A 23,770-nucleotide genomic window follows, 5' to 3' on the forward strand; every position below is an offset into this window, starting at 1 on the left:
CAACAAACCTGACACCGAGGAACTTTTGGTTCCTTAATTTTGTGCGATGGTGTAAGAATATCCCTGCACTCACCTTCAATCAAGGATTTTGTACAACATGGCACAAAATAAAGTTCTAGAGGGCAAAGGCCGGGGCCGGCCTCGCGCCTACGATCCGCAGACAGCGCTGCAGCAAGCGCTTGGTGTGTTCTGGAGTACCGGCTATTCCGGCGCTTCTCTAGATAGCATCGCCACGGCGGCGGGCATGAATCGCCCCAGCCTGTATGCGGCTTTCGGTGATAAACACGCGATATACCTCAAGGCGCTCGAGCAGTATTGGGAGTTCGCCGTGGCGTCCATGCATGAGGCGTTGACGGACCCAGCGCTGCCCTTGCGCGAGGCGCTGACGCGGCTTTATGAGGGGCAGTTGTCGATTTACTTTTCGGGCGAGGGCCAGCCCCGTGGCTGCTTCGCCATCGGCACGGCGACAACCGAAGCGGTGGAGGACGCGGAAATACGCAACGTTCTTTCCGATCGAATCAACAGGCTCGATGCCGACCTGGAAACGCGTCTGCGTCTGGCCATTGATTGCGGAGAATTGAAAAGCGATGTCGACGTGGCGGCCCTGGCGGTACTGGCCTCATCGCTGCTGCACAGCATTTCGATTCGTGCCCGGGCGGGCAAATCCCGCGAAGAGTTGACGGCGCTCGCACGCAATGCGGTCGGTGTGATCTGCGGTGGCTGAACGACTCGAAGATATTCTGGCCGAGCAGCTTGCGGTGATTTTCTGCGGGATCAATCCAGGCGTGATGGCCGCCGCCCAAGGGCATCATTTTGCGGGTCGTGGCAATCGCTTCTGGCGCACCCTCCATCTCGCCGGTTTCACCCCGCAGGAGTTGCGTGCGCAAAACGACCGGACGATCCTGCAGTATCAGTGTGGATTGACAGCCGTGGTCGAACGGCCAACGGCGCGAGCGGATCAGTTGTCGATGCATGAGTTCACCGCAGCCGCTGCGGCTTTCGAGGAGAAAATCACCCGCTACGCGCCGCGCTTTGTCGCGTTTCTCGGCAAGGCGGCGTATTGCGCGTTATCCGGCCAACGGGACGTTGCGTGGGGCCTCCAGCCCCGGACCTTCGGTAATGCTTCGGTGTGGGTCCTGCCCAATCCCAGTGGGCGCAATCGCGCATTCACCCTTGAGCAACTGGTGGATGCGTATCGCCAGCTCAATGACGCAGTCGGCGTGGGCCGGGTTTCGGCGTTCTAGGGCTGACGATCGGCCAGTTCTTCCAGCAGGTCGGAGGATGGCGCGAAGAACAGGCCTCCAGTGACTGCCGTGCTGAAATCCAGCAAGCGGTCATAGTTGCCCGCGGGTCTGCCGACAAACATGTTTTCGAGCATCTGTTCGAGGGGGTCGGGCGAGCGCGCGAAGCCGATGAAGTAAGTGCCGAATTCTCCGGCGCCTGGACGGCCGAATGGCATGTTGTCGCGCAAAATCTTCACTTCCTGGCCGTCCTTGGTAATGGTGGTCAGGGCACTGTGCGAAGAGGTCGGCTTGACCGAGTCGTCGAGCTCGATATCGGACAATTTCGTGCGCCCGATAATCCGCTCCTGCCCCTCGACGGACAGGGCATTCCACGCGGTCATGTTGTGCAGGTATTTCTGCACCAGCACATAGCTTCCGCCGGCAAACGCCGGATCTTCGTTGCCGACAATGGTGAATTCGATGGCCTTGCGGTCGACCGGGTTTTCGGTGCCATCCACAAAGCCGATGATGCTGCGCATGTCGAAGTAGCGAAAACCCTGGACTTCATCGACCACCACGACCGCCTCGCCCAGCGCTGCGAGCAATTGCGTGGCCAATTCGAAACACAGGTCCATCTGCTCGGCGCGAATGTGCAGCAGGATATCGCCGGGCGTTGCCACCGCCAGACGGCTTTCGGGACCAAATTCGCGAAACCCGTGAAGTGAGGCAGGCCGGGGGGCGCCGAACAAAGTGTCCCAGGCCTCGGAGCCAAAACCGCACACACATGACAGATTCCCGGCAGGCACGCGTTTGCCGACGGAACGCGTGAGGGCGGCGATGTCGGCGCACCAGGCTAGCACCTGGCTGGTACGCTCAATGCCCGGCACCAATGTTGCAACGATGAAGATCGCGCTGCTGGTAATTGGCTTGCAGATGGATTGAGGCTCGGGGGATGGGTTGTCCGTTGGCATTGACGTAGGCGTGGGCGGTTCCGTGAGCAGCGGGGCAGGGTTGAGAGACACTGGCAAAGATTAGCGGTGAGTCCGCCATCGAGGCGGAGGGCAAACGTTAAACCGATGAAAATCTGTGCGTCGGTTTTCCGCCATCCTCAATGTCAGTGTTCAGGCGCGGCATGAACCGGCTCGCGTTGCATGGATTTTGGTCTGTCTGGACGTAGCGGTTTTGAAAAAAAGTGGCTGATTTGAATCGAAGTTGGATCCATGGCGACAGCTGTAACTGTCGAAAATCTTGAAGTTTGTTTTCAAAACCAGCGCTAACTTTCGAAAAGATAACGATAAAGTTATTTGAGAGCGTTTCCTGTTCCAAGCTAATACCCAAGTCACCACTGAGAATGGGAAAACAGTGCATTTGATGCAGGTCAGTGTTGATTGGTTTGTCGGTATTTTGACGCCATTCTGCACTGATTTTTATTTTTTTTTATTATCGTGACGAGCTATTGACGTGCTGGCTATGTGCTTATACGCTCAATTTAAGCTGATAGAAAAGTCCTCTACTCAACAAACAATTCACCTCTGCGCAGGGAGGCTGTGCTATGCGACCAACACTTGTCATTAAATCCGTTTTGATTCTGATGCTCGCTAATGGTGCGGTTGCTTTTAATGCGCAGGCGTCGACTTTTTTCAATGAATTTAATCGCATGAACAATTCATGCGATGCATTAAGGTCGCAAGCGGGTAATGCGCTGGAAGAGCCTTCCGGTAACGAGCTACTTACGCTTGGAAACGGCCTGGGTGTGCCTTCACTGGTCACCGATGTCTACTTCGATGGCGCTCAATCGGCGAAATTCAGCAGCGTCGTACATCACTCCGGCTCTATGGAAAGTGTCAATGTTCCTGCTTGCGACGGATTAATGGCGGGGACCACCAATGATCAGGTAATGGTTGATCTGAAAAACCAGGTTACCGAGTTGACGGGAATAACCAATCAGCCGAAAGCTGTCCCGCTTTCTGCAGTGGCCTGGCTGTTCTCTTCGGCGTTATTTGGTTTCATTATGGTTGCCAACCGTCGGAAAGTTTAACTAGTGCTTGGGGTTTGTTTAGGCGCCAGTTGATTTTTAAACAAATATTTTTCCTGGTCGATATGTGTTTTTCCTTGTTTTTATATCGGGGGATGGCGTCGATTAGTTGAGTTGTAATAGATGCGCTGGGGGCGGTGTTCAGGCAAGTGGATTTTGATGGTGGCCTGAATGAAATTAATTTGACGCGTTAACTAGAGGGTCGATTGCAAGGATTCAAGTTACTGTAAAATAACAAAAATTTCTCTGGCTGAGGTAGTGCCGAATGAAATTGACCAACGACAAGCCCGAAGCGATTACAGTCTCGTGTTTTTTTTGGCATGAAGGGGGAGATAGTGATTTAGCTCCGCTTTTGTGTGAAACTCCTGACAAGGCTACTTAGGCGGAGGGATCCCGATGTTGCGTTTAATGCTACCTGCGCTCTGCGCGCTGGCTGTTTGGCCCAGCATTTCCAGTGCCAACGAAAAAAACGCGGCTTATCTGCTCAATCCTGGGGATGTCATCCATGTCTCGGTGTGGGGCGAGGCCAACATGGATCAAGACGTCACCGTACTTCCCGATGGCAGGGCCTGCATCAAACTGGTGAAATGCATCCAGGTGGCGGGGCTTGAGACCGCCGCCGCCGAGTCGGCCATCGCCGCCAAACTCGTCAAATACATTCCGGATCCCGACGTCAGCGTCAGCATCAAGGATCCAAAAGGCTATCTCTTCTACTTGCAGGGCAAGGTACTAAAGCCCGGGCCAGCGCAGATGACCGGCCCAACCACCGTGCTGCAAGCCTTGAGCATGTCGGGTGGGTTGGACAAGTTTGCGGATAAGGATGGCATCAAGGTTATTCGAAACAACGGAACTACCCAAAAGTTATTGCCCGTTCACTACAGTGACTTGATCTCCGGGCGTGACATGTCCACCAACTTTGAACTTCAGGCCGGCGATACGTTGGTCGTGCCTTGATTTTGCGTGAGGTATCGGGGCTTAGCCTGCTTATGCTGCGAACAACTGGAGCTGCGACGGCATTATTGATTTTGCCGTATTCGGGAGTGGCCTGTGCGGCCACCTGGCAATCGACGGTAGCCGTGCCGACGACTGTCGAACACGATAGTAATCCCCTGCTCGTCGGGAACAACAAAAAGGCCGTGACCCGTACGATCATCGCTCCTGATGCGACGATCGTGGGAACGTCCGACCGGGATCAGTTGAACATCGGTCTGGGAGTGAACGTCGTGCATTCATCTGACACCTCCGTCGTTCGGGATCGTGAAGACCCCAACCTGCGGTTGGGCTGGCAGCGTGACACCGAAACCGGTGCGTACGGGCTGACAGCGAGCTATGTCGAGAGTTCGACGCTCTCCAGTACCGTTCAGGAAACCGGCGTGATCGCCCCCGACGGCACCCAGAGGCAATCCACGGTGGGGGGCAACTGGCGTAGCGCGCTGAGCGATCGGACGACGTTGGCCAACGAGGCCGAATACACGGACGTCAGATATGACATTAATTCCCTGACCAGCTATGACGAGCTGTCGAACCGAGTGAGCCTGAGCTATGCCTGGAGCGATCGTCTCGAGCTGTTCACGCGTTTTGGCGCCAGGCGCTACGAACCGACGTCCGGCTCCGGTGTTGCCTCTTCAAACAGCTATACGCCCACCGCAGGTTTCAACTTCAAGATCTCCGAAAATCTCGAAGGGTCGGCGTACGCGGGCGTCAACCAGGTCTCGGGTACAAACAGCAATCCGACGGGGCAGGGCGGATTCAACCTGCACTATGCCGGCGAGCGCTTTGACACGACATTCGACGCCAGTCGCAGCACGATCGCCAACGGTGATGGCGGCTTCGTCGAGAGTGACAATCTGCGGGCTACATGGAGTTATTCCGTCGACGAGTTGATTCGTACCGGTATCGATACCTCATGGCAAAAAACCACAGGAGTGTCAGCCAGCACCCTTAAAAATTTCAATACCTGGGTCAGTCGTGATCTCTCGCCTTTTTGGGTTGCGCGCCTATCCTTCACCTACAAGCAACGCCTGCAAAGCGGTTTTGCCGATGCCAGTGCCAACGTCGTGGGGTTAACCCTGACCTATAGTTACCCCGAACTCTGAAATTCAGCTGTGTGAGAACTATGGCCTCTGAATACGAAATGTCGGTTAACGATTACATCGCGATAATCAAGCATCATGCCGTATTGGTGGTGGTGAGTATCGCTGTGATATTCGCGGTAAGCGTCATGGTGGCGATGGCCATACCCCCCGTCTATCAGTCCTCCGGCACGATCCTGGTCGAGTCCCAGCAGATTTCGCCCGACCTGGTGGCGGCAAACAACAACACGTTTGCCGACGAGCGCATTGAGGTCATTCGCCAGCGCGTGATGACCCGTGAGCACCTGGAAGCGATCATCGACAAATACAATCTCTTTGCTTCGGAGAGCCGTCGGCTAAGCATTACCGAGAAAATCGATGAGATGCGTAACTCGATTACCGTTTCCCTGGTCAGTGCTGCCGTCAAGGGGCGGGGAGAGGTCACCATCGCGTTTCGCCTGGCTTTTGAACACAAGCAGCCGGAGGTCGCGAACGAGGTCGCCAAGGAACTGGTGAGGCTGTTTCTGGATGAAAACATCAAGCAGCGTACCGAGCGAGCCAGTGAGACGACCGAGTTCCTGACCCAGGAGGCCGACAAGCTCAGGGTTGAACTGGAAACCCTGGAGAACCGCCTGGCGGACTTCAAGCAGGCCCACAGCAACGCGCTGCCCGAGCACCAGGAATTGCGCATGAACATGTTGTCGCGCGCCGAGACCGAACTTAAAGAGGTCGATCGCGACTACAAGGCAGCCCGCGAGGAGTTGCGTTTCAACGAGCTGGAAGTTTCCGCAGCCAGTGCCGGCGTAGCGAGCAAACCCGGAGCGTCGGGTACGGCGGCTGATCAACAGCAGGATTTGCCCAGCCTCAAGGCGGAGTACGCCCGGTTGTTGTCGCTGTATACGGAAGCCCACCCTGATGTGCGCGCCGTCAAACGCAAAATTGCCGCGCTCGAGTCTGCCAATGGCGGGAATAGCGGTGCGATGACGTCGGTCAGCATGGATGTTGCCAAGGCTCAGGCGCGGGTCGCGGCATCGGAAGCACGGATCAGCTCTCTGGCCGACCAGAAGAAGGAAATCCTCGCCAAAATCAATGCCTATGAGGCGCAGATTCTTGAGACGCCGCAAGTCGAGCGCGGGCTGGTCACGCTGATGCGCGACCATGACAACGCGCGCAAGAAGTACGAGGAAATCCGCACCAAGGAAATGGGGGCGAAAATCTCCGAGAGCCTGGAGCAGGAAAACAAGGCCGAGCGTTTTGTGCTTCTCGAGGCGCCGTTGATGCCCGAGAAACCGGTCAGGCCCAACCGTAAAAAAGTCGTTGCCATGGGCTTTGTGCTTGCCCCGGTCGGCACTGGCGCACTGGTGATGCTGCTGGAAATGTTGAACCAGCGCGTGCGCGGTGTGGAGGCGCTGACAAGCGTGTTGGGTAAACGCGTATTGGGTACCATCCCCTATATTCACACCAAGGCAGAACTTGAACGCCGCAAGCGTTGGCGCCAGCTTCTGATCCTCGGTGGAGTCGTGCTGATCGCCGTCCTTCTGGTGCTCGTGCACTTGTTCTACATGCCTCTGGACCTACTGGTGTTTAAGGCTCTGGCACGGTTTGAATAAGGAATACAGCCATGGAAATAATCAAGCCAGCGAGCGATAAAGGGGAGCCACAGGCTTCGTCGAGTCTGGTGACTACCTCGAGCGGACAGCCTGCCCCAGCCCCCACGCTCAATGCCCTCAGTTATGTGCAAACCAAGGTCGTTCCGCTGCGGGCCGACCACCTTGAGCGTCACCGCATCGTGGCCTACAACAAGAACTCCGCCATGGGCGGGGCGTTCGATTTGCTGCGTACGCAGGTTCTCAAAGCCATGGAGGAAAATGGTTGGCGTACACTGGCCATCACCTCGCCGACACCGGACTCCGGTAAAACGGTATTGGCGATCAATCTGGCGATGAGTATTGCGCATCACACCACCAAGACGGCGTTGCTGGTGGACTTCGATTTGCGTCGACCGAGGGTGGGTGCCTGCCTGGGCCTGCCGATGGAAAAGTCGCTCAATGAATTGCTGGCCGATGAAGCCGAACTGCAAGAAGTGCTGGTCAATCCGACCTTGCCGCGTTTTGTGGTCTTGCCAACACGGGAACCGATCCCTCTGTCCACCGAAGTGCTGTCTTCGCCCGCGGTCAGTCATTTGATTACCGACCTTCGCGATCGCTACAACTCGCGTATCGTGATTTTCGACTTGCCACCGGTGTTGAGCTCCGATGATGTGATCACGGTCTTGCCTAAATTCGATTGCGTCCTGCTCGTGGTCGCCAATGGAATGAACAGCAAGAAAGAGATCGAGGAAAGCCTGCATCACCTGGGCTCGGCCAACCTCATTGGTACGGTGCTGAACAAGGCCGAACCCCAAAACCGCTCTTACTACTAGAACGTCAGTCTCGGGCGCTCGGCGTTTATCGCCAGCGCCTGCTGTCAATGCCAGGGATGCTTCTGCTCCCACTTCCAGGCGTGCGTCACTATTTGCTCAAGCGAGGCAAACCGCGGCTGCCATCCCAGTAATGCCTGGGCCCGGCGTGGGTCGGCCACCAGGCGTGGCGGGTCTCCGGCGCGACGTGGCGCGTCGCTCACGCAGATGTCCTGGCCAGTGACCTGGCGTACGGTGTCTATGACTTGCTGCACCGAGAAACCTTGACCATTGCCAAGGTTGAACGCCGTGCTGGCACCCCCTTCCAGAAGATAGTCCACGGCGAGTGCGTGAGCGGCGACGAGATCTGCAACGTGTACGTAGTCGCGAATGCAGGTGCCATCGGGTGTGTCGTAATCACGGCCAAACACAGTGATCGATGGGCGCCGGCCCGAGGCCGCTTGCAGGATCAATGGCAGCAGGTGGGTTTCAGGTTCATGGCGTTCGCCCAACTGGCCTTCGGGGTCTGCTCCAGCGGCATTGAAGTAACGCAGGCAGACCGATTTGAGCCCGTATGCGCGGTCGAAATCTTCAAGCATCTGCTCCACCATCCACTTGCTGCGCCCATAAGGGTTGATTGCGGCCTTGGGGTGTTGTTCGTCGATCGGCACGTACAACGGGTCGCCATAGACGGCGGCGGTCGAGGAGAAAATGAAGTGCTTGACCTCGGCACGGACCATGGCCTGCAGGAGCGTCAGGGTGGCGGCGAGGTTGTTTTGATAGTACTTGGCCGGTTCGGCGACAGACTCTCCCACTTGTATGAATGACGCGAAGTGAAACACAGCATCGAAGTGGTGCCCGGCAAACAGGGCGTCCAGCGCCTGTGCGTCGGCGATGTCCAGTTCGACCAGGCTCCCGCCCGTCAACGCGCTGCGATGGCCGGTTGAAAAGTTGTCTGCCACCACCAGTTCATGACCGGCGCCCAGCAGCTGCTTGACCATGTGCGAGCCGATATAGCCCGCGCCCCCCACCACCAAAAATTTCATCCTGATCTCCATTCTCCTGGAAACTGTTACTGAGCCATTGAGCTTGAGACATTGCCTGGCGTGGCGCCTTTTTTCAGAAACAGCCAGTTCGACGCCTGCACGCCGTCGAAGTTGATTGTATAGCGGCCATCAGCGTAGGTGGCGGGCAGCTTCTTGATTTGCCCTGGGGCGTCTTGAGAAAACAGGGTCAAGCCCTGTGGTGCCTGGATGGTCAGCGTGCCTTCGAGGGGCTCGACATAAAACGGTGTCTTGCCGTCATCCTGGGGGACTGCACGCGCGCCCAGTGAAATCAGTAGATCCTGCGAACGGCCCACGGGCGTGTCGTCCAGACTTTGTACCACCACACTGGCGTTGGCGGTCTTCACGTTCACCTCGATCTTGCCAAGGGCGATCGACTTACCGCCGATCCAGCCGGTAGCGGCCTGGGTGCGCGGCGTATTGATGGTGTAGACACCTTGTTTCCAGTTGCGCTTGAGCTCGCCGGTGTCTGTCGTGGCCTCGCTCGCGTTGGCGTCCAGCAGCGACTGATTGGGGTCGTGAAACACCTGGGCATCGCCTGGAATCGTACTCTGCTGCAACCAGGGCAACTCCGGTGTCGATGGCAGCGCGATTTCCAGCTTGCCTTTCTCCATGGCGGTGCGCAGCAGTGCCGAGTTGGCCGCGGTGATCGACTGGTTGAACAGGGTGTCCGGCGTCGGTGCGAAGACGTAGGTTGTCCTGGCTGGTGCAACGTCGCCGCGGCGATACAGCAAGGCAGCGGCGGGCAGGGTGGCCAGCAGCGCCGGATCGTTGTAGGCATGCCAGTTGTCGGCCGTCATCCAGCCGCCGGTCAACGGCTCCTGACTGTAGGCATATTGCATCAGCGCATCCCAGCCCTGGTGACTGGCAGTGCCCGCCATGTACAGCGGCAACGAATGGCGGTCAGGGGTCGGAAAGGGTTCGTTGTTCCACTCGGTGACCGTCAGTGGTTTGCCGACGACCTGGCCGGCGGCGATCCAGTTGACGATGCCTTCGCTGGTGAGCGGATTTTTTTCCAGTTGGCCAAGCCCCCCATAGCTATGGACGTCAATCACATCGCCGGCGGTCAGTGCCGGTAGCGAGTTCAGGCCGTTACCGCCCCAGCTGCTGGTCGTGGCAATGGGAACCTTCACGCCGAGGGTGCGCAGGTACTGAATCATGTCTACGTTGAAACGCTGCTCCAGGTCGTTGAGGAACAGCTTGGAGGGACCGGGCTCCCATGAGCGCCAGGTCTGGCTGGCAGACAGGTTGTGCTGCCGGGCAAAGGCCTCGGCCTCGGCCATGTAGACCTTGTTGTGCTTTGGCACCTTTTTGTCGGGCAACAGGGCATTGCCGTAGTGGTGAGTCACATCGTTTTCGTTGGTGATCAGTATGGCGGCGATCGCCGGATCGTCTTTGTAAGCGAGGCCGGTATAGGTGTTGACGTGGGTCAGGTAGCTTTCGGCAAAGCGCTTCATCGCTTGCTGGATAGTGCTGTTCACAAAGGCATAGCCCTTGAGATCAGCTGTGTTTTTACTGTTTTTCGGCATTTCCTCGAAACCGAAGATATTGTCCTTGGCGCTAACGGCTCGCTCGACGTGCATATCGAGCCACACGTAAATGCCTTCGTCCTTGAGGCACTTGATCCACCAATCGATTTTCTTCAGCGATTCCGGGCTGAGTTGCTGGGTGTCCTGTATGACGTTGCCGTCGCCAAAGATGTTCGGGAAGACCCAGGGTGAGTCATGGTGATGCAGTCGCACGAGATTGAAGCCCAGTGCCGACAAGCGTTTGGCTTGCAGCTTGATGGCATCGTCAGGCGTGCGGTACAGCGCATAGGCGGAGAGGTTGGTGCCCCAAAATCGCGCCGGGGTGCCGTCCGCGAACAGCAGTTGCTCGCCAGCGGCTTTGACGAAGCCACGCTTGCCCGCGGGCTTTTCCTGAGCGTTGAGAAAGGACAGGTCGACCGGTGAGGTTTTCCAGTCGAGCTTGTCTGTCGGCCAGTTCTTTGGCTGGTCCATTCCGAAGCGCTCGGAAGCGGTAGGCCCGAGCGTCACATCGCCCGAGACACTCAAGGTGGCGGTGAAATTCTGGCGACCGGGTTTGATCGAGTTCTTGTAGAAAAAAGCGCGTATCTGAGATTTATCACCCGGTTCAAAGTACACACTCTCCAGCGCAGGCTCGAAACGCATTTCGATGCGCCGCCCTTGTGCGTTGCCCCAGGACCAGCCGCGATTGTCGGGCAGCAAGGCAGGCTCGCCCATCTCACCCGGGAACAGGGCCGGGTCGAACCGGAAGACAATGCCGCCACCGATCACGTCCTGCTTCAGGCTGTGTGCGTCCACGGCAAAGTTCCAGGTCAGTTTCTGCCCGTCTTCTTTCTGGACCTGCGCGCTCAAATCGAAATCCAGCGCTTTGTTCTGCCCGGCCAGGGAATAACGATAGGGCCCGTCGACCTTGAACTGACCCGCCAGATACGTCCAGGCCCAGTTTTTGTCCCAGAAGGTCAACGCACTGACAAGGGCAGGGCTGCCACCGCGCACCAGCATCGGCAGACCACTTCGTTCATCGACGCTGGCGACCCAGTCCGAAGCCCAGATACGTAACGGCCAAAACGCAGAAAACAGCAGGAGCAGGAGCAGTATCTGGGGACGACGAAACAATGGGGCCATGGGTTCTACCGGAGTTGGAGGTGGGCGCTCGCTGTGACGGCTGGGGAGGTCTGTCTGAGCCTGCGTGCCATCTGAGCATAGGCGACGCCCAGACCGGCCACCGACCAATACACCACGGGGATTACCGTGATACTGCTGACAGTCACGATGGTGATCAGGATCCCGGCCAGTGTTGCCAGGAGCGCACGTCCGAGTCGGCGTGCCTCATTTTCCTTGTTGGGGAACGAACGCATCCCCTTGCGGATGCCGTGCAGAACGCAGACGAAGAACATGACGAAAAGTGCCAACCCGATCAGGCCGACCGACAGCGCCACGCCGATATAGGTGTTCACGATATCGATGATGCCCTGGCCCTGGATAAGGGACTGCATTTCCGGTGTGCTGCGATAATCGAAGGACCCCAGCCAGGGGTTGCGCTGGATGACGATCACGGCGTTGTCGATCAGCTGCTGCCGGTAGGTGATGTTTTCCACTTCCACCGTGCCAATGAACGGCAGCAGATCAAGCACTTTCTGCCCGCCCGGCACCACGGCCAGCAGGGGTAGGGCAAGCATGCCGGCCGCCCCCAGCAGCATCAGGCGCTTGAACGCTTTGCGGCCGGTGCTGATGAACGCCACGATCATCACCGCGGTGCCGATCCAGGGACCACGCGACAGTGGCGCGAACAGGCCGCCAGCGAGCAGGAGCGCGCCGAGGCTGCGTTGCAGTTTGCTGCGGACTTCCTCCTGCAAGTACAGATAAAAACCGATGGCGACACTGATGACGAAGCCCAGCGCGATGGCCTGGCCGGTGGTGACACTGGCGCGTAACGAGCCACCGCGGGTCAGGTAGCCGGACATCTCCCAGGGGACGCCCAAGGCACCGTTCAGAGCGCTGTAGAGCAGCCAGTTGCGGGTGTATTCGAAGAGGCCGATCAGTGACAGCAGCATGGCCGCCAGAACAAAACCGAACAGGGCGTCCTTGAAGTCGCTGAGGTTGCGCAGTGCCCGGCTGGCCACGTAGTAAGGCAAAAAAACTTCGATGAACAGATACAGCGTTTGCCGCAACGTATCGGTGACGGTGGTTTCGCGCAGGTACAGCAGGCTCGTCAACAGGATGTTGGCGGCCAACAGTCTGTCCGGCCAGGTGCGTCCGAAAGGTACCGTGTCTGCTCGTCTGCGCAGGGCGAAAAAAGCCGGAAGCAGTACGCACAATGCCAGGAGGCGAACATGGTTCAGGCCGAAAAAATAATTGATCACGCCGAAGCCGGGGATCTCCACCGTGGCGGGGGGCATGAGGAACAGCAGAAAGAAAAAAAGCGCCACCGGATTGCGCTCGCGTTTACGGGCAACGGTCAGCACGATCGCGGCGACGCCGGCGTAAATCCAGAAGCTGTGCGAAAAGAACGCCAGTAGCGTCAAGGCAAACCACAGATTGCGCCGACGCGTGAAATCACGGTCGGGAATCAGGTCTGCGGCGGGTCGGCGAGCCATGGCAAAAACGACGCCGGCGAGGACCAGAATGACGATTAACGCGCGAAAGTGCTCAGGCATGGTGGGTCGTTCTTATCTGATTGATGAGCGACGGCTAGTCGAATGGCAAAATGCGACTATAGTACCTTTCGTGCCATTGAGTCCGGGGTTGATGTTATGCCGTTAGCCGATTCATCGCCATCAGTCGGTCTTCGCAAGAAAGCGATATCTGCGGGGGTATGGAATATCGGGGCGCTCGTAACGTCCCAAGCGTTTCGCCTCGGCGGCAACCTGATCATGGCCCGCCTGCTCATGCCGGAAATGTTCGGCGTCATGATGATCGCCACCACGGTCTCCGTGGTTCTGCACCTGCTTTCCGATGTGGGGTTGCGTCAGAACATCATCCAGAGCCCACGTGGCGACGACCCGGTTTTTCTCAACACCGTGTGGACCGTGCAGATCGTTCGCGGGCTCATCCTGTTTGCCTCGACCCTGCTGATCGCGGGTGTCGCCTGGTTTGCTCAAGCCCTCAATCTGTGGGCGAACAATTCCACTTACGCCGCACCCGAGTTGCCACTGGTACTGGCCGTGACAGGTCTGCTGGCAATCATCTTTGGCTTGCAGTCGACGAAAGTCGATTTGGCCGTGCGCGCTTTCCAGCAGAAAAAAGTGGTCATCGCCGAGTTCGTGTCGCAGTTCGCCGGGCTCTTGGCGATGCTGGCCGTCGGTTATTTCACCCGGTCCATCTGGTCACTGGTGGTGGCGGGCCTGGTCTCGGCGATCGTCAGCACGGCGATGGGGCACCTCTGGTTCGAGGGGCCGCCCAATCGTCTGAAGTGGGAGCGTGATGCGCTCAAGGAACTGGTCGTCTTCGGCCGCTGGATTTTGCTGTCGTCGGCACTGGGCGTATTGGCCTTGTACGGTGACCGCGTCTGGTTCGGCGGCAGCATGACGGCTGCCGAGCTGGGGGTCTACTCCATTGCCGTACTGATTTTGGGAGCATTGCAGCTGGGCATACAGAAGATTTTCGGGGCCGTGGCATTGCCGGCCTTCAGCGAGGCCACCAGGACCCATGACACTGCACGTCTGCAGACGCTGTATTACCGCCTCAAGATGATGTTCGATCTACTCTGTCTGTTTTTCTGTGGCTTGTTCTGGACCGGCAGTCCACTGCTCATCCACGTCTTGTACGATGAGCGTTATGCCCAGGCTGGCGACATGATGGCGATCCTTTCACTGTCTTTTTTCACCATGCGCTATATGTTGGCTCATCAGGTCTGGATTGCCCTGGGGTTCACCAAGTACCAGGCCATGGACAACATCATTCGGGTGGTCTCGCTGTGGGTGCTGCTGCCTTTGCTGCTGGCCATCGGCGGGGTCAAATACGCGATCTGGGGTGCCGCGCTGCACACATTCCCTACGCTTATCCTGGTTTTCTATGTCAACTATCGTCTGGGGATGCTGGATCTCAAGCGTGAACTGATCGTGCTGCCCATGCTGGTCGTGGGGGCCTTGTGCGGAGAGTTGTTGACGAGCCTTGCCAAGTGGCTTTGATTTGAACTATCTCTGTTATTACCGGTTCCGTGGGGGAGTCAATGCGGGTTGCTCACAAAAATCGTGACGTTGACGTTTAGTTGAAATTTCCAACGCAACCTGGCTGTCGTGGAGCTTTGAATCGTGAAAGAAACTGATTTGAAAACCTCTGTGATGGGGCGCAGAGATTTCCTCCAGGCATGTGCCCTGTTGAGCCTCGGAGGGCTTGTGTTTGACGTCTCCGAAGCCGTTGCCCGGCCTTCTCCTGTTAAATCCGAGTTTGTTGTCATCAACGGATGGGTGCTGCCTGCCCATCATTTTCGGCAAACACAAGCATGATAAAAGATTACCGGACGCAAAAAGAACTGCGTGACCACTATGACGTCTGCATCATCGGTGGCGGGCCGGCCGGCATTACGCTGGCGTTGCGTCTGGCCGGTAACGGACGGCATATCGTGCTTGTCGAAGGCGGTGGGCACGAGTATTCACCGGTTTCGCAGGAACTCTACCAGTGCCCGTCGACAGGCCTCGATGTCTACGCAGCGGAAACACGCCTGCGCTTTCTGGGCGGAACCTCCAATCACTGGGCCGGACGATGCCGTCCATTCGAGCGCTCGGACTTTGCCGTAGCCCCTCCCATACACTTGCCCGGCTGGCCCATCGCGTTTTCCGAGATCGAGCGCAATCTGGAGGCGGCCATGGACATTGTCGATCTTCCACCGCACTCCGGATTCAAGGCGATCAATGCCAATCTGGATGGCGACGACTTTGTAGCCGATCGCTTCCTGCTCAGCCCACCGACGCGATTTGCACAGAAATATGCCAAGGAACTCAATGAAACCGAGGGCCTCGATGTATTCATCAACTGCAACTGCGTCGATCTTGAGTTCGATAGCAAGACCGGCCGCATCGAGACGATAGTCGTCTCCGATTACGAAATGCATCGGGAAAAAGTCAGGGCCAAACAATTCATTCTGGCCACTGGCGCGATCGAGAATGCCAGGCAGTTGCTCAACAGTGAGTCCCTGGCCACTGGCGGTATCGTCAGCAAGGACGGTTTTGTCGGCAGATGCTTCATGGAGCATCTGAACGTGGACATGGGCACCTTCATCCTCAAGGACGGGCAGGGTACGGATGCCCGGCAGTACTTCACGACCGATGCCTTCGTGACGGAGCACGAGTCGGGTAAAGGAAACGTGACGGCCTCGCTGGTATCCGAAGTGAAAGCCTATGGGCGGACGGCGGCGATCAAGGATTTTTTCGAGAATCTCATCTGTGACATCGGGGCGGAGCACAAGATCGAGTTCATTACCCGGTTCGATTGCCCCGGGGATGGAGTGCTCGGTACATTGATCGAGCAATTCCCCAACCCCAACAGCCGCATCTCGATGCTCGACGAGCGGGATGCGTTAGGGATGAAAAAAATAAACGTTCACTGGGAGCTGACCCCGGCAGACAGAAATACCGTCAAGTCCATAGGGCTCGAAGTGGCCAAGTGTTTTGCCGATACGGGGCTGGGCTTTGTCAAACTGGAAGAGTGCGTTTATGACGTCGAATTGCCGCTGAAGGTCAATCCCCATGCCCACCACATGGGCACCACACGGATGGCGGCCTCGCCTGAATTTGGTGTGGTCGATGAAAACTGCAAGGTGTTCGGGGTCGAGAATCTTTACGTGGCGGGCAGCAGCGTCTTTGCGACGGGAGGCGCCTGCAACCCGACGATGCCGCTTCTGCAACTGGCGTTGAGGCTGGCGGACCATCTGAATCAGGAGATGGGCCCATCGATAGGAAGGTATTCCGGAACGGGAGAGTTTGTCGATTTTCCGAGTTGAAACTTAAAGAGGAGTCTACGCTTAGGGTAGTGGTAATAAAGATCAGGGTCGTCGAACTCTGGCACGGATGTATATCGCTGAATATTGAGGCTGACAGGATGATTGGTCTACTAAAACGCGCTATCGCTCACTACGCCAAGACAACAGGGCGTGGAACTTCACTCTATAAAAAGTTTTGTAAACCGGACGGGTATGAATGGGCTCAACATATGGGGCGCTGGGGAGGGCTGCACTCCGTCGGTAAGGGGGCCTGGATCAACCTGGGGTGCAACATCACCGACCCCGCGATGCTTCGACTCGGCGACAACGTAGGATTGTCCGATTGCACGATATTCGGCCACGACGGCATCGTCCATGTCATCAATGCGCGTGACGGAACCAAGCTCGATTCTGTCGGCGGTGTCGATATCCGTGCCAATTCCTTTGTCGGTCATGGCGCGATCGTCATGCCGCGCGTAACGATTGGCCCGGACTCAGTGGTGGCCGCTGGCGCGGTGGTACTGAGAGACGTTCCGCCCGGGATGGTGGTCGGGGGTAATCCAGCCAGGGTTATCTGCACGATGGAAACCCTGGTGAAAAATATCAAGGAGCGTTGCGCCGAGTACCCCTGGATGAGCCTGATCGAGAATCGTGACGGGTTGTTCGACCCTGAGCTGGAGCCGAAGCTGCAAGCCATGCGAGCCGAGTATTTCTTTGGCGAAGAACAACACAATGGTTAGTGCCGAACTTGATGTGTTGGTGGTTAATTACAATACAGCCACTTTATTGCAGCCGATGTTCAATGCGTTACGCCAATCAAATAACGCGGATCGCACGCGTTATTTGGTGGTGGACAATGCCTCTGCCGATAATTCACTGGAGTGTCTGGCCAATGTTTGTCCAGAGGCATTGCAAGTGGCCAATGACAGTAATGTCGGTTTTGGCCGGGCCAATAATCAATTGGTTGAACACCTTCAGGGCAAGTACGCGTTACTGCTCAATACCGACGCCTTCGTTGCGGCGGATACCCTGAACAAGACCCTCGAATACATGGAGGCGCACCCGGATTGCGGAATCCTGGGTGTTCGCCTTGTGGGCCGGGACGGGGATTTGCAACCCTCCTGCCGCTATTTTCCAACGCCATTGAATGTCTTCATGGCGCGTACGGGGCTTGAGCGTTTTTTTCCCGGGGTGAAGAAAGTCGATGACATGACCTGGGACCATAACTCGGTACGTGAGTGCGACTGGGTGCCCGGATGCTATTACCTGATTCGTCGAGAAGTCATCGATCAGGTTGGCCTGTTCGATCCACGCTACTTTCTCTACTACGAAGAAGTTGACCACTGCAAACGCGTCAAACAGGCCGGCTGGAAAGTGGTGTATTACCCGCATACCACGGTGGTGCACATTGGCGGCGAAAGTGCCAAATCCGTCGATGCACTCAACGCGGCCAGTCGACAGATACCCAAGCTGCAAATCGAAAGCGAGCTTTTGTACTTCCGCAAACATCACGGTTTGCTCGGGCTGGCCTGGCATATGTTGCTGGTGAGCCTGGGGGATCTGATCCTGGCGCTCAAGGCGCTGCTGAAGGGCCGAGGTCGAGCGGCCATCGGGGCGTGCTGGCAGCATGCCCGTGCTACCTGGGCGCTGCTGCGTGATACCCGACTCGCTAGCCAACCAACACGGTAGATCAATTCATGTTCGAAAACATACGTGCGGACTTGCGTGCATACGCGGGTGATTGGGCCGCTCAGGGATTCTGGGTGATGTTGGTCTACCGGTTTGGCCGCTGGCGCTACGGCGTGCGGCCAGCGCCATTACGCAAAGTGTTCTCCTTTATCTACAAAGTACTCTTCAAGTTTGTGCAGATCATCACGGGCATCGAATTGCCCTGTGAAGTCGTGGTCGGCCGCAACTTCGTCATCGATCACTTTGGCGGCATCGTCATCAGTGGATACGCGCAGTTCGGCGATGACTGCCGCATCCGCAACGGCGTGGTCGTCGGGCTGAAGAATGTGAAGGACCCGATTGCCCCGGTGTTCGGCAACAACGTGGACATCGGTACGGGCGCCAAGGTGCTGGGCAATATCCGCATTGGCAACAATGTGGTGATTGGTGCCAATGCGGTGGTCCTCACCGATGTGCCGGATAACTCGATTGCAGTGGGGGTGCCTGCGACGATCAAGACCAGGCAGAGCGCAGAAGCCAGGGAATTCACTTGAACGCCATGGCTAACGGCATAGGCGTGGTCGTGATCGGGCGCAATGAAGGCCTGCGGCTGGAGCGTTGCCTGGCGTCGCTGGCCGGCATGGCACAGCAGGTTGTCTATGTCGATTCGGGCTCAACCGACGGTTCCGTGCAGTTGGCACAAAGGCTTGGCGTCGAGGTGGTCGAGCTGGACATGACGATTCCCTTTACCGCCGCGCGTGCGCGCAATGAAGGGTTCGCCTGCGTGAAGCGTCTGTTGCCCACCGTGCGATACGTGCAATTCGTCGATGGTGATTGCGAGGTCGTCGCGGGCTGGCTGAGCCGGGCACAGGCCTTTCTGGAGGCACAGCCCGAGGTGGCAGTGGTGTGCGGACGGCGTCGTGAACGTTTTCCGCAACGTTCGATTTACAACCTGATGTGTGATCTCGAATGGGATACGCCGGTGGGTGAGGCCAAGGCTTGCGGGGGCGATGCCCTGATGCGCGCCGATGCCTTTGCCGCGGTGTCCGGTTTTCGCCCGGATCTCATCGCCGGGGAAGAGCCTGAACTGTGCGTACGACTGCGCGCCAGGGGCTGGAAGGTCTGGCGCCTGGCAGACGAGATGACCTTGCACGATGCCGCCATGACCCGCTTTGGCCAGTGGTGGCGGCGCACCTTGCGCGGTGGCTATGCCTTTGCCGAGGGCGCGTTTCTGCATGGGGCGCCGCCGGAGCGACATTGGCGGCGCGAGTCTCGACGTGCCTGGTTCTGGGGGTTGTTGATCCCGCTGCTGACCTTGATCACCAGCCTGCTGATCGGATGGTCCGGGCTGCTTCTGCTGCTGGTCTATCCGTTGCAGGTCGTGCGTCTGGCGCGTCGGGGGGACGGAGCGTCTGGCAATAATTGGGTGCTGGCTTTCTTTCTTGTGCTGGGAAAATTTCCCGAGATGCTCGGGCAAGTCAAGTTTCTACTGAACAGATTCGGTGCCGGAAAGTCGGCTTTGATCGAATACAAGTGAGACTTTTATGAATAACTGGCTGGCACTGAAAAGCATGTTTTCCTTACATGCCGGGTATTCCCTCAGGGCAATGAAGAACAAGCTCAAGATGCTGGTTCTGGTGATCAAGAACCGCGCCGAGTTAAAGGTGTTTTTATCGCGCATGTCCAATGCCCTGGGCAAAACCGGTCTGGAACGGTTGGGCGGCGATTGCCTCGGTGTCGTTCACTGGCCCTATATCAGCAAAAGCTGGACCTCCCGGGATCGCCTTGGCGTATTGGCCTCGCACTACGAAGTGGTGACCAAAAGCTGCCCGCAATTACTGCTGTATGGGCGAGACGAAAGTCTGGTCTTGAGTGATCTATCGGATTTCTCTGCGGGTTGCTCGCTGGTTCTGGATCGCCCTGTATGGTTCATGCGCGAAGGAGAACTGGTGCTGAACCTGTTTCAGGACGATTTGCGCATCGCCTCAATCGCCTTCACGTTGTGCATTGCAGAGGGTGAACTGTGCATCTTCATCGGTGCGGTGCAAGGGATACACAAAGGCATTGAAAGTGAGAAGTCCCTGGGTATTTACCGGGACCTGACCAAGGACTTCGAAGGTCTGCGCCCCAGAAGCTTTCTCATAGAAGTCATCAAGTACATTGCAACGAACATCGGTGCGGAAAAAATTTATGCCGTAGGGGATGGATACCGTCACCATCGCCATCCGTATTTTGGTGCTCACAAAGCTCAAGAATTGTTGGCTGATTACGATTCGATCTGGCTGGAACATGGAGCGATTCCCTCCCGGCGCGAAGATTTTTTCGAGATCCCCCTGGCCTCATCCAGGAAGCCGCTTGATGCCATCGCTTCAAAAAAACGCGCCATGTACCGTCGGCGTTACGAGCTGCTCGACAGCACTTTCACAAAAATAGATAACGTCTTGAAAGGCTGCTATGCCGCGCATTGACGCTCAAGGCGCCTGTACTACTGTGGAAGTGACTGCAGTAACCACCCATCGAAACGACAACTAAGCTTGGTCCCTATGCGTATCGCTTACTTCATCAATCAATACCCGAAGGTCAGCCACAGCTTTATTCGTCGCGAGATTCTGGCACTGGAACGCCAGGGCTTTGTCGTGCAGCGCGTTGCGTTGCGTGGCTGGGATGCCGACGAGTTGGTGGATGCCGAGGATGTGTCGGAACGTGATAAAACCCGTTATGTACTGCAAGACGGTGTCAAAGGCCTGTTATCGCCAGTGCTGCAGGTGCTGCGTGCCGAGCCGCGACGCTTTTTTTCAGCGCTGTGGCTGGCGTTACGCATGAGCCGGCGTGCCGATCGTGCCTGGCCTTACCACCTGGTCTATCTGTTCGAAGCGTGCCGCCTGCACACCTGGTTACAGGACTCCGACGCCGGGCATGTGCACGCGCATTTCGGCACTAACTCAACCGAGGTGGTGATGCTGGCCAACGCACTCGGCGGGCCGTCGTACAGTTTCACCGTGCATGGCCCGGAAGAGTTCGACAAACCACAGTTCATTCATCTGGGCGAGAAAGTCCGGCGTTCGGCTTTTGTTGCGGCGATCAGCGCCTATGGGCGCAGCCAACTGTTTCGCTGGGTGGATCATGCCCATTGGCCGAAAGTGAAAGTGGTGCATTGTGGCCTGGAGCAGGCGTTCCACAATGTCCCGGCGGTGGCCGTGCCGTCCGCGCCGCGCCTGGTGTGCGTGGGGCGCCTGTGTGAGCAGAAGGGCCAGCTGCTGTTGCTGGAAGCGGCCCGCATCCTCGCGGCACAAGGCATGGCGTTCGAGTTGGTACTGGCGGGCGATGGCGAAATGCGCGGGCAGATCGAGGCATTGATCACCCAGTACGGTTTGCAGGCCCAGGTGCGAATTACCGGCTGGATCAGCAGCGAGCAGGTGCGCGCGGAAATCCTGGCGGCGCGGGCCATGGTCCTGCCCAGCTTCGCCGAGGGCTTGCCGGTGGTCATCATGGAAGCCATGGCCTTGCGCCGGCCCGTGCTGACGACCTATGTCGCCGGCATTCCCGAGCTGGTGCATCAGGGCGAGAACGGCTGGCTGTTTCCCGCCGGCGACGTGGACGAGTTGGCGGCGGCGCTGGCCGATTGCCTGGCGCAACCGGTCGAGGTCTTGCAACGCATGGGCGAGGCGGCTTATCAGCGGGTACTGGAGCGCCACGATATCGATACCGAAGCGGCCAAGCTGGCTGCCTTGTTCAGGGCGCACGCATGATGACCTTGTTTAACGGGCTGTTCAGTGGACTGTTGATCCTCATCGTCCTGCCGGTGCTGGTGCTGTTTGTCCAGGTGCTGCTGGCGTGCCTGCCGGCGCGGTCGCTGCCGCCGGCGAGAGGATTGCGCCCCAGGGTGGCGGTGCTGGTGCCGGCGCACAATGAGTCCTCGGTGATCGTCGCGACCTTGAACAGCATCCTGCCGCAATTGGCGCAAGGCGACCGCCTGTTGGTGGTCGCGGACAATTGCTCCGACGACACGACCGCACTGGCGCGCGCGGCGGGCGCCGAAGTGGTCGAGCGCAGCAATCTGCAGCAGCGTGGCAAGGGCTATGCGCTGGACTTCGGGGTACGTCACCTGGCCGGCGCCGCGCCGGATGTCCTGATCATTGTCGATGCCGACTGCCAGGTGAGCGAAGGCTTTATCGAGCGGTTGGCCATCTGTTGCATCGACGCCGGGCGACCCGCCCAATCGCTGAACCTGATGCTTGCACCGGCGGGCTCTGGGTTGAAAGTGCAAATCGCCGAGTTCGCCTGGTGTGTGAAGAATCTGGTGCGTCCACGAGGCTGGGCGCGGATCGGGTTGCCCTGTCAGTTGATGGGCACGGGAATGGCATTCGCCTGGCGCGACCTGCCTTTGATCGAATTGGCCAGCGGCCACATCGTCGAAGATTTGAAGATGGGCCTGGATTTCTGTCGCAGTGGCAAGCCGCCGTTGTTTTGCCCCGACGCACGGGTGACCAGTTATTTTCCGCGCAGTGAAGAGGGCCTGACGACCCAGCGCACGCGCTGGGAGCATGGCCATCTGGGCGTCATCCTGGGCGATACGCCAAAGTTGTTTATGGAATCGATCGGCAAGCGAAACGGCAGCCTGCTGGCCATGACCCTGGATCTGCTGGTGCCGCCGCTGGCCTTGTTGACCCTGGTCCTGGTGGCGGCATTCGTCCTCTCATGGCTGGTGTTTCTACTGGCCGGAATGTTGGCGCCGGCGTTGATTGCATCGGCCGGGGTCGCACTGTTGGGTGTGACGATCCTGCTGGCGTGGAGCCGATTCGGTCGGCAGATCATTGCCTTTTCAGCCCTGATGTACGCGCCGTTCTATGCCGTGAAAAAAATCCCCCTGTACATCGGCTTTCTGCTCAAGCGCCAGGTTGAATGGGTACGTTCCAAGCGAGACGACAACTGATGCGCACTTTGGCCTGGCTGCACAAATGGCAGACGATCATCCACAAACTCAGGGTGGTCAATGAGGGTGATGACGAACACGCGCTGATCGATGCTTTATCCCACCCTGAGACGGCGACCGTGTTGGGGTTCGTCAACGCCCACGCCATGAACCTGGTGGCGGCCAACACCGCTTACTACGACTCGCTGTCGGCAGCTGACGTGTTGCTGCGCGACGGTTCCGGCATGGCCATTCTCTTGCGCAGACTCGGCCTGGCGCCGGGGCTGAACATGAACGGTACGGATTTCATCCCCAGACTGCTGGCCGCTTACAAGGGGCGGCGCGTGGCGTTCTGGGGCACTGAAGAGACGTATCTGCTCAATGCCGTGCGGCACTGCGAAGCGACGTATTCAGTGAACGTTGTTTCAGCTCACCACGGTTTTGCCGATGTGGACGCCTATATCGCGCTGGCCCGGGAGTTTCAGCCGGAGCTGGTGGTCCTCGGCATGGGCATGCCGAAGCAAGAAGCCGTCGCCGCAAGGCTCGCGAACAGTGGCGTGCCGTGTCTGATCGTCTGCGGTGGGGCGATTCTGGATTTTCTCGGCGGCAAAGTGAGTCGCGCCCCGCAATGGATGCGCCGTCTCGGTTGCGAGTGGGTGTTCAGGTTGATCAGTGAGCCGAAGCGACTGTTCACGCGCTATGTGGTGGGCAACCCGATGTTTCTGCTGCGCACGTTGATTTTCCGGGAGCGCGCGGCGGCGACCTGACGTGCGAACGATCGGCTTCGCTGCAAAAATGCGCGGATATAAACCCGGCAGTGGCGTCTCATCTACCTTGCAAAACCCAGGCGCAGCATCTTTACTCCTGTGGGGGTAATATCGAATTGATGGCCTGTTTTTGGGGTGTCTTCTTCAGGACTGTTGCCGGAAATATTGTCGGACAACCCATGATT

Annotated in this window: 22 protein-coding genes; 18 read left to right on the plus strand and 4 right to left on the minus strand. The window is 57.8% G+C overall.

What is annotated here, in order from left to right; all coding sequences use genetic code 11:
- Positions 1 to 97 precede the first annotated feature (97 nt).
- Together F7R06_RS14780 and mug are read left to right on the plus strand one after the other, a co-directional pair.
- Entirely contained in the window at positions 98 to 724 is a 627-nt protein-coding gene (locus tag F7R06_RS14780; protein ID WP_090319774.1) for a TetR/AcrR family transcriptional regulator, read from the plus strand.
- Entirely contained in the window at positions 717 to 1,244 is a 528-nt protein-coding gene (gene mug / locus F7R06_RS14785) for a G/U mismatch-specific DNA glycosylase (protein WP_090319777.1), read from the plus strand. Before F7R06_RS14780 ends, mug begins: the two co-directional genes overlap by 8 nt.
- Here mug and F7R06_RS14790 read toward each other — a convergent pair.
- Complete coding sequence (locus tag F7R06_RS14790; protein ID WP_090319780.1) at positions 1,241 to 2,194, minus strand: Dyp-type peroxidase; 954 nt, start codon at positions 2,192 to 2,194, stop codon at positions 1,241 to 1,243. The two genes, mug and F7R06_RS14790, sit on opposite strands and share 4 nt — an antisense overlap.
- A 581-nt stretch (positions 2,195 to 2,775) precedes the next feature.
- Here F7R06_RS14790 and F7R06_RS14795 point away from each other — a divergent pair.
- From F7R06_RS14795 to F7R06_RS14815, 5 genes are all read left to right on the plus strand, one after another.
- Positions 2,776 to 3,261 (plus strand): hypothetical protein, encoded by a 486-nt coding sequence (locus F7R06_RS14795; RefSeq protein WP_090319783.1) that lies wholly within the window; start codon positions 2,776 to 2,778, stop codon positions 3,259 to 3,261.
- 393 nt (positions 3,262 to 3,654) lie between these two features.
- On the plus strand, positions 3,655 to 4,212 hold the full coding sequence (locus F7R06_RS14800) for a polysaccharide biosynthesis/export family protein (RefSeq protein WP_090319786.1): 558 nt from the start codon (positions 3,655 to 3,657) through the stop codon (positions 4,210 to 4,212).
- A gap of 26 nt (positions 4,213 to 4,238) precedes the next feature.
- Complete coding sequence (locus F7R06_RS14805; protein ID WP_090327260.1) at positions 4,239 to 5,354, plus strand: porin family protein; 1,116 nt, start codon at positions 4,239 to 4,241, stop codon at positions 5,352 to 5,354.
- 20 nt (positions 5,355 to 5,374) lie between these two features.
- Positions 5,375 to 6,940 carry a GumC family protein gene (locus F7R06_RS14810; protein WP_090319789.1) on the plus strand — a complete coding sequence of 522 codons (1,566 nt, stop codon included), beginning with the start codon at positions 5,375 to 5,377 and terminating at the stop codon, positions 6,938 to 6,940.
- An 11-nt stretch (positions 6,941 to 6,951) separates the two neighbouring features.
- A complete protein-coding gene (locus F7R06_RS14815; protein WP_090319793.1) occupies positions 6,952 to 7,752 on the plus strand; it encodes a CpsD/CapB family tyrosine-protein kinase in 801 nt (266 codons plus the stop codon).
- Positions 7,753 to 7,796: 44 nt separating this feature from the next.
- Here the strand turns inward: F7R06_RS14815 and galE are convergent, their stop codons facing one another.
- Genes galE through F7R06_RS14830 form a run of 3 tightly spaced genes read right to left on the minus strand, consistent with a single transcriptional unit; the run spans position 7,797 to position 12,975 of the window.
- A complete protein-coding gene (gene galE / locus F7R06_RS14820; RefSeq protein WP_090319796.1) occupies positions 7,797 to 8,774 on the minus strand; it encodes a UDP-glucose 4-epimerase GalE in 978 nt (325 codons plus the stop codon).
- A 26-nt stretch (positions 8,775 to 8,800) separates the two neighbouring features.
- Complete coding sequence (locus tag F7R06_RS14825; RefSeq protein WP_090319799.1) at positions 8,801 to 11,443, minus strand: cellulase family glycosylhydrolase; 2,643 nt, start codon at positions 11,441 to 11,443, stop codon at positions 8,801 to 8,803.
- Positions 11,444 to 11,448: 5 nt separating this feature from the next.
- Positions 11,449 to 12,975 (minus strand): O-antigen ligase family protein, encoded by a 1,527-nt coding sequence (locus F7R06_RS14830; RefSeq protein ID WP_090319802.1) that lies wholly within the window; start codon positions 12,973 to 12,975, stop codon positions 11,449 to 11,451.
- A 96-nt stretch (positions 12,976 to 13,071) separates the two neighbouring features.
- On the opposite strand from F7R06_RS14830, the gene F7R06_RS14835 reads away from it, so the two are divergent.
- The 11 genes from F7R06_RS14835 (at position 13,072) to F7R06_RS14885 (ending at position 23,585) form a co-directional block, all read left to right on the plus strand.
- Positions 13,072 to 14,448, plus strand: coding sequence for an oligosaccharide flippase family protein (locus F7R06_RS14835; protein WP_090319806.1), 1,377 nt, complete (start codon positions 13,072 to 13,074; stop codon positions 14,446 to 14,448).
- 123 nt (positions 14,449 to 14,571) lie between these two features.
- Positions 14,572 to 14,766, plus strand: coding sequence for a hypothetical protein (locus F7R06_RS14840; protein ID WP_090319809.1), 195 nt, complete (start codon positions 14,572 to 14,574; stop codon positions 14,764 to 14,766).
- Positions 14,763 to 16,259 carry an FAD-dependent oxidoreductase gene (locus F7R06_RS14845; protein WP_090319812.1) on the plus strand — a complete coding sequence of 499 codons (1,497 nt, stop codon included), beginning with the start codon at positions 14,763 to 14,765 and terminating at the stop codon, positions 16,257 to 16,259. Before F7R06_RS14840 ends, F7R06_RS14845 begins: the two co-directional genes overlap by 4 nt.
- Before the next feature lie 98 nt (positions 16,260 to 16,357).
- Positions 16,358 to 16,978 (plus strand): acyltransferase, encoded by a 621-nt coding sequence (locus F7R06_RS14850; RefSeq protein WP_090327263.1) that lies wholly within the window; start codon positions 16,358 to 16,360, stop codon positions 16,976 to 16,978.
- Positions 16,971 to 17,927 (plus strand): glycosyltransferase family 2 protein, encoded by a 957-nt coding sequence (locus F7R06_RS14855; RefSeq protein ID WP_090319815.1) that lies wholly within the window; start codon positions 16,971 to 16,973, stop codon positions 17,925 to 17,927. Before F7R06_RS14850 ends, F7R06_RS14855 begins: the two co-directional genes overlap by 8 nt.
- 8 nt (positions 17,928 to 17,935) lie before the next feature.
- Complete coding sequence (locus F7R06_RS14860; protein WP_090319817.1) at positions 17,936 to 18,460, plus strand: serine O-acetyltransferase; 525 nt, start codon at positions 17,936 to 17,938, stop codon at positions 18,458 to 18,460.
- A gap of 5 nt (positions 18,461 to 18,465) precedes the next feature.
- On the plus strand, positions 18,466 to 19,443 hold the full coding sequence (locus tag F7R06_RS14865; protein WP_090327266.1) for a glycosyltransferase family 2 protein: 978 nt from the start codon (positions 18,466 to 18,468) through the stop codon (positions 19,441 to 19,443).
- A 7-nt stretch (positions 19,444 to 19,450) separates the two neighbouring features.
- On the plus strand, positions 19,451 to 20,374 hold the full coding sequence (locus F7R06_RS14870) for a DUF535 family protein (RefSeq protein WP_090319820.1): 924 nt from the start codon (positions 19,451 to 19,453) through the stop codon (positions 20,372 to 20,374).
- A 75-nt stretch (positions 20,375 to 20,449) separates the two neighbouring features.
- Entirely contained in the window at positions 20,450 to 21,655 is a 1,206-nt protein-coding gene (locus tag F7R06_RS14875; protein ID WP_090319823.1) for a glycosyltransferase, read from the plus strand.
- On the plus strand, positions 21,652 to 22,839 hold the full coding sequence (locus F7R06_RS14880; protein ID WP_090319826.1) for a glycosyltransferase family 2 protein: 1,188 nt from the start codon (positions 21,652 to 21,654) through the stop codon (positions 22,837 to 22,839). The genes F7R06_RS14875 and F7R06_RS14880 overlap by 4 nt, the downstream gene beginning before the upstream one ends.
- On the plus strand, positions 22,839 to 23,585 hold the full coding sequence (locus F7R06_RS14885; RefSeq protein WP_090319829.1) for a WecB/TagA/CpsF family glycosyltransferase: 747 nt from the start codon (positions 22,839 to 22,841) through the stop codon (positions 23,583 to 23,585). The genes F7R06_RS14880 and F7R06_RS14885 overlap by 1 nt, the downstream gene beginning before the upstream one ends.
- The last annotated feature ends 185 nt before the right edge of the window (positions 23,586 to 23,770 follow it).

Source organism: Pseudomonas moorei (assembly GCF_008801475.1).
Taxonomy (GTDB): Bacteria; Pseudomonadota; Gammaproteobacteria; order Pseudomonadales; family Pseudomonadaceae; genus Aquipseudomonas; species Aquipseudomonas moorei.

Excerpts from the sequence above, each read along its gene's own strand:
- F7R06_RS14780 (WP_090319774.1), top strand. The coding sequence starts at position 98 with ATGGCACAAAATAAAGTTCTAGAGGGCAAAGGCCGGGGCCGGCCTCGC.
- F7R06_RS14790 (WP_090319780.1), bottom strand. The coding sequence starts at position 2,194 with ATGCCAACGGACAACCCATCCCCCGAGCCTCAATCCATCTGCAAGCCA.
- F7R06_RS14795 (WP_090319783.1), top strand. The coding sequence starts at position 2,776 with ATGCGACCAACACTTGTCATTAAATCCGTTTTGATTCTGATGCTCGCT.
- F7R06_RS14800 (WP_090319786.1), top strand. The coding sequence starts at position 3,655 with ATGTTGCGTTTAATGCTACCTGCGCTCTGCGCGCTGGCTGTTTGGCCC.
- F7R06_RS14810 (WP_090319789.1), top strand. The coding sequence starts at position 5,375 with ATGGCCTCTGAATACGAAATGTCGGTTAACGATTACATCGCGATAATC.
- F7R06_RS14815 (WP_090319793.1), top strand. The coding sequence starts at position 6,952 with ATGGAAATAATCAAGCCAGCGAGCGATAAAGGGGAGCCACAGGCTTCG.
- galE (WP_090319796.1), bottom strand. The coding sequence starts at position 8,774 with ATGAAATTTTTGGTGGTGGGGGGCGCGGGCTATATCGGCTCGCACATG.
- F7R06_RS14825 (WP_090319799.1), bottom strand. The coding sequence starts at position 11,443 with ATGGCCCCATTGTTTCGTCGTCCCCAGATACTGCTCCTGCTCCTGCTG.
- F7R06_RS14830 (WP_090319802.1), bottom strand. The coding sequence starts at position 12,975 with ATGCCTGAGCACTTTCGCGCGTTAATCGTCATTCTGGTCCTCGCCGGC.
- F7R06_RS14835 (WP_090319806.1), top strand. The coding sequence starts at position 13,072 with ATGCCGTTAGCCGATTCATCGCCATCAGTCGGTCTTCGCAAGAAAGCG.
- F7R06_RS14845 (WP_090319812.1), top strand. The coding sequence starts at position 14,763 with ATGATAAAAGATTACCGGACGCAAAAAGAACTGCGTGACCACTATGAC.
- F7R06_RS14850 (WP_090327263.1), top strand. The coding sequence starts at position 16,358 with ATGATTGGTCTACTAAAACGCGCTATCGCTCACTACGCCAAGACAACA.
- F7R06_RS14855 (WP_090319815.1), top strand. The coding sequence starts at position 16,971 with ATGGTTAGTGCCGAACTTGATGTGTTGGTGGTTAATTACAATACAGCC.
- F7R06_RS14860 (WP_090319817.1), top strand. The coding sequence starts at position 17,936 with ATGTTCGAAAACATACGTGCGGACTTGCGTGCATACGCGGGTGATTGG.
- F7R06_RS14865 (WP_090327266.1), top strand. The coding sequence starts at position 18,466 with ATGGCTAACGGCATAGGCGTGGTCGTGATCGGGCGCAATGAAGGCCTG.
- F7R06_RS14870 (WP_090319820.1), top strand. The coding sequence starts at position 19,451 with ATGAATAACTGGCTGGCACTGAAAAGCATGTTTTCCTTACATGCCGGG.
- F7R06_RS14875 (WP_090319823.1), top strand. The coding sequence starts at position 20,450 with ATGCGTATCGCTTACTTCATCAATCAATACCCGAAGGTCAGCCACAGC.
- F7R06_RS14880 (WP_090319826.1), top strand. The coding sequence starts at position 21,652 with ATGATGACCTTGTTTAACGGGCTGTTCAGTGGACTGTTGATCCTCATC.
- F7R06_RS14885 (WP_090319829.1), top strand. The coding sequence starts at position 22,839 with ATGCGCACTTTGGCCTGGCTGCACAAATGGCAGACGATCATCCACAAA.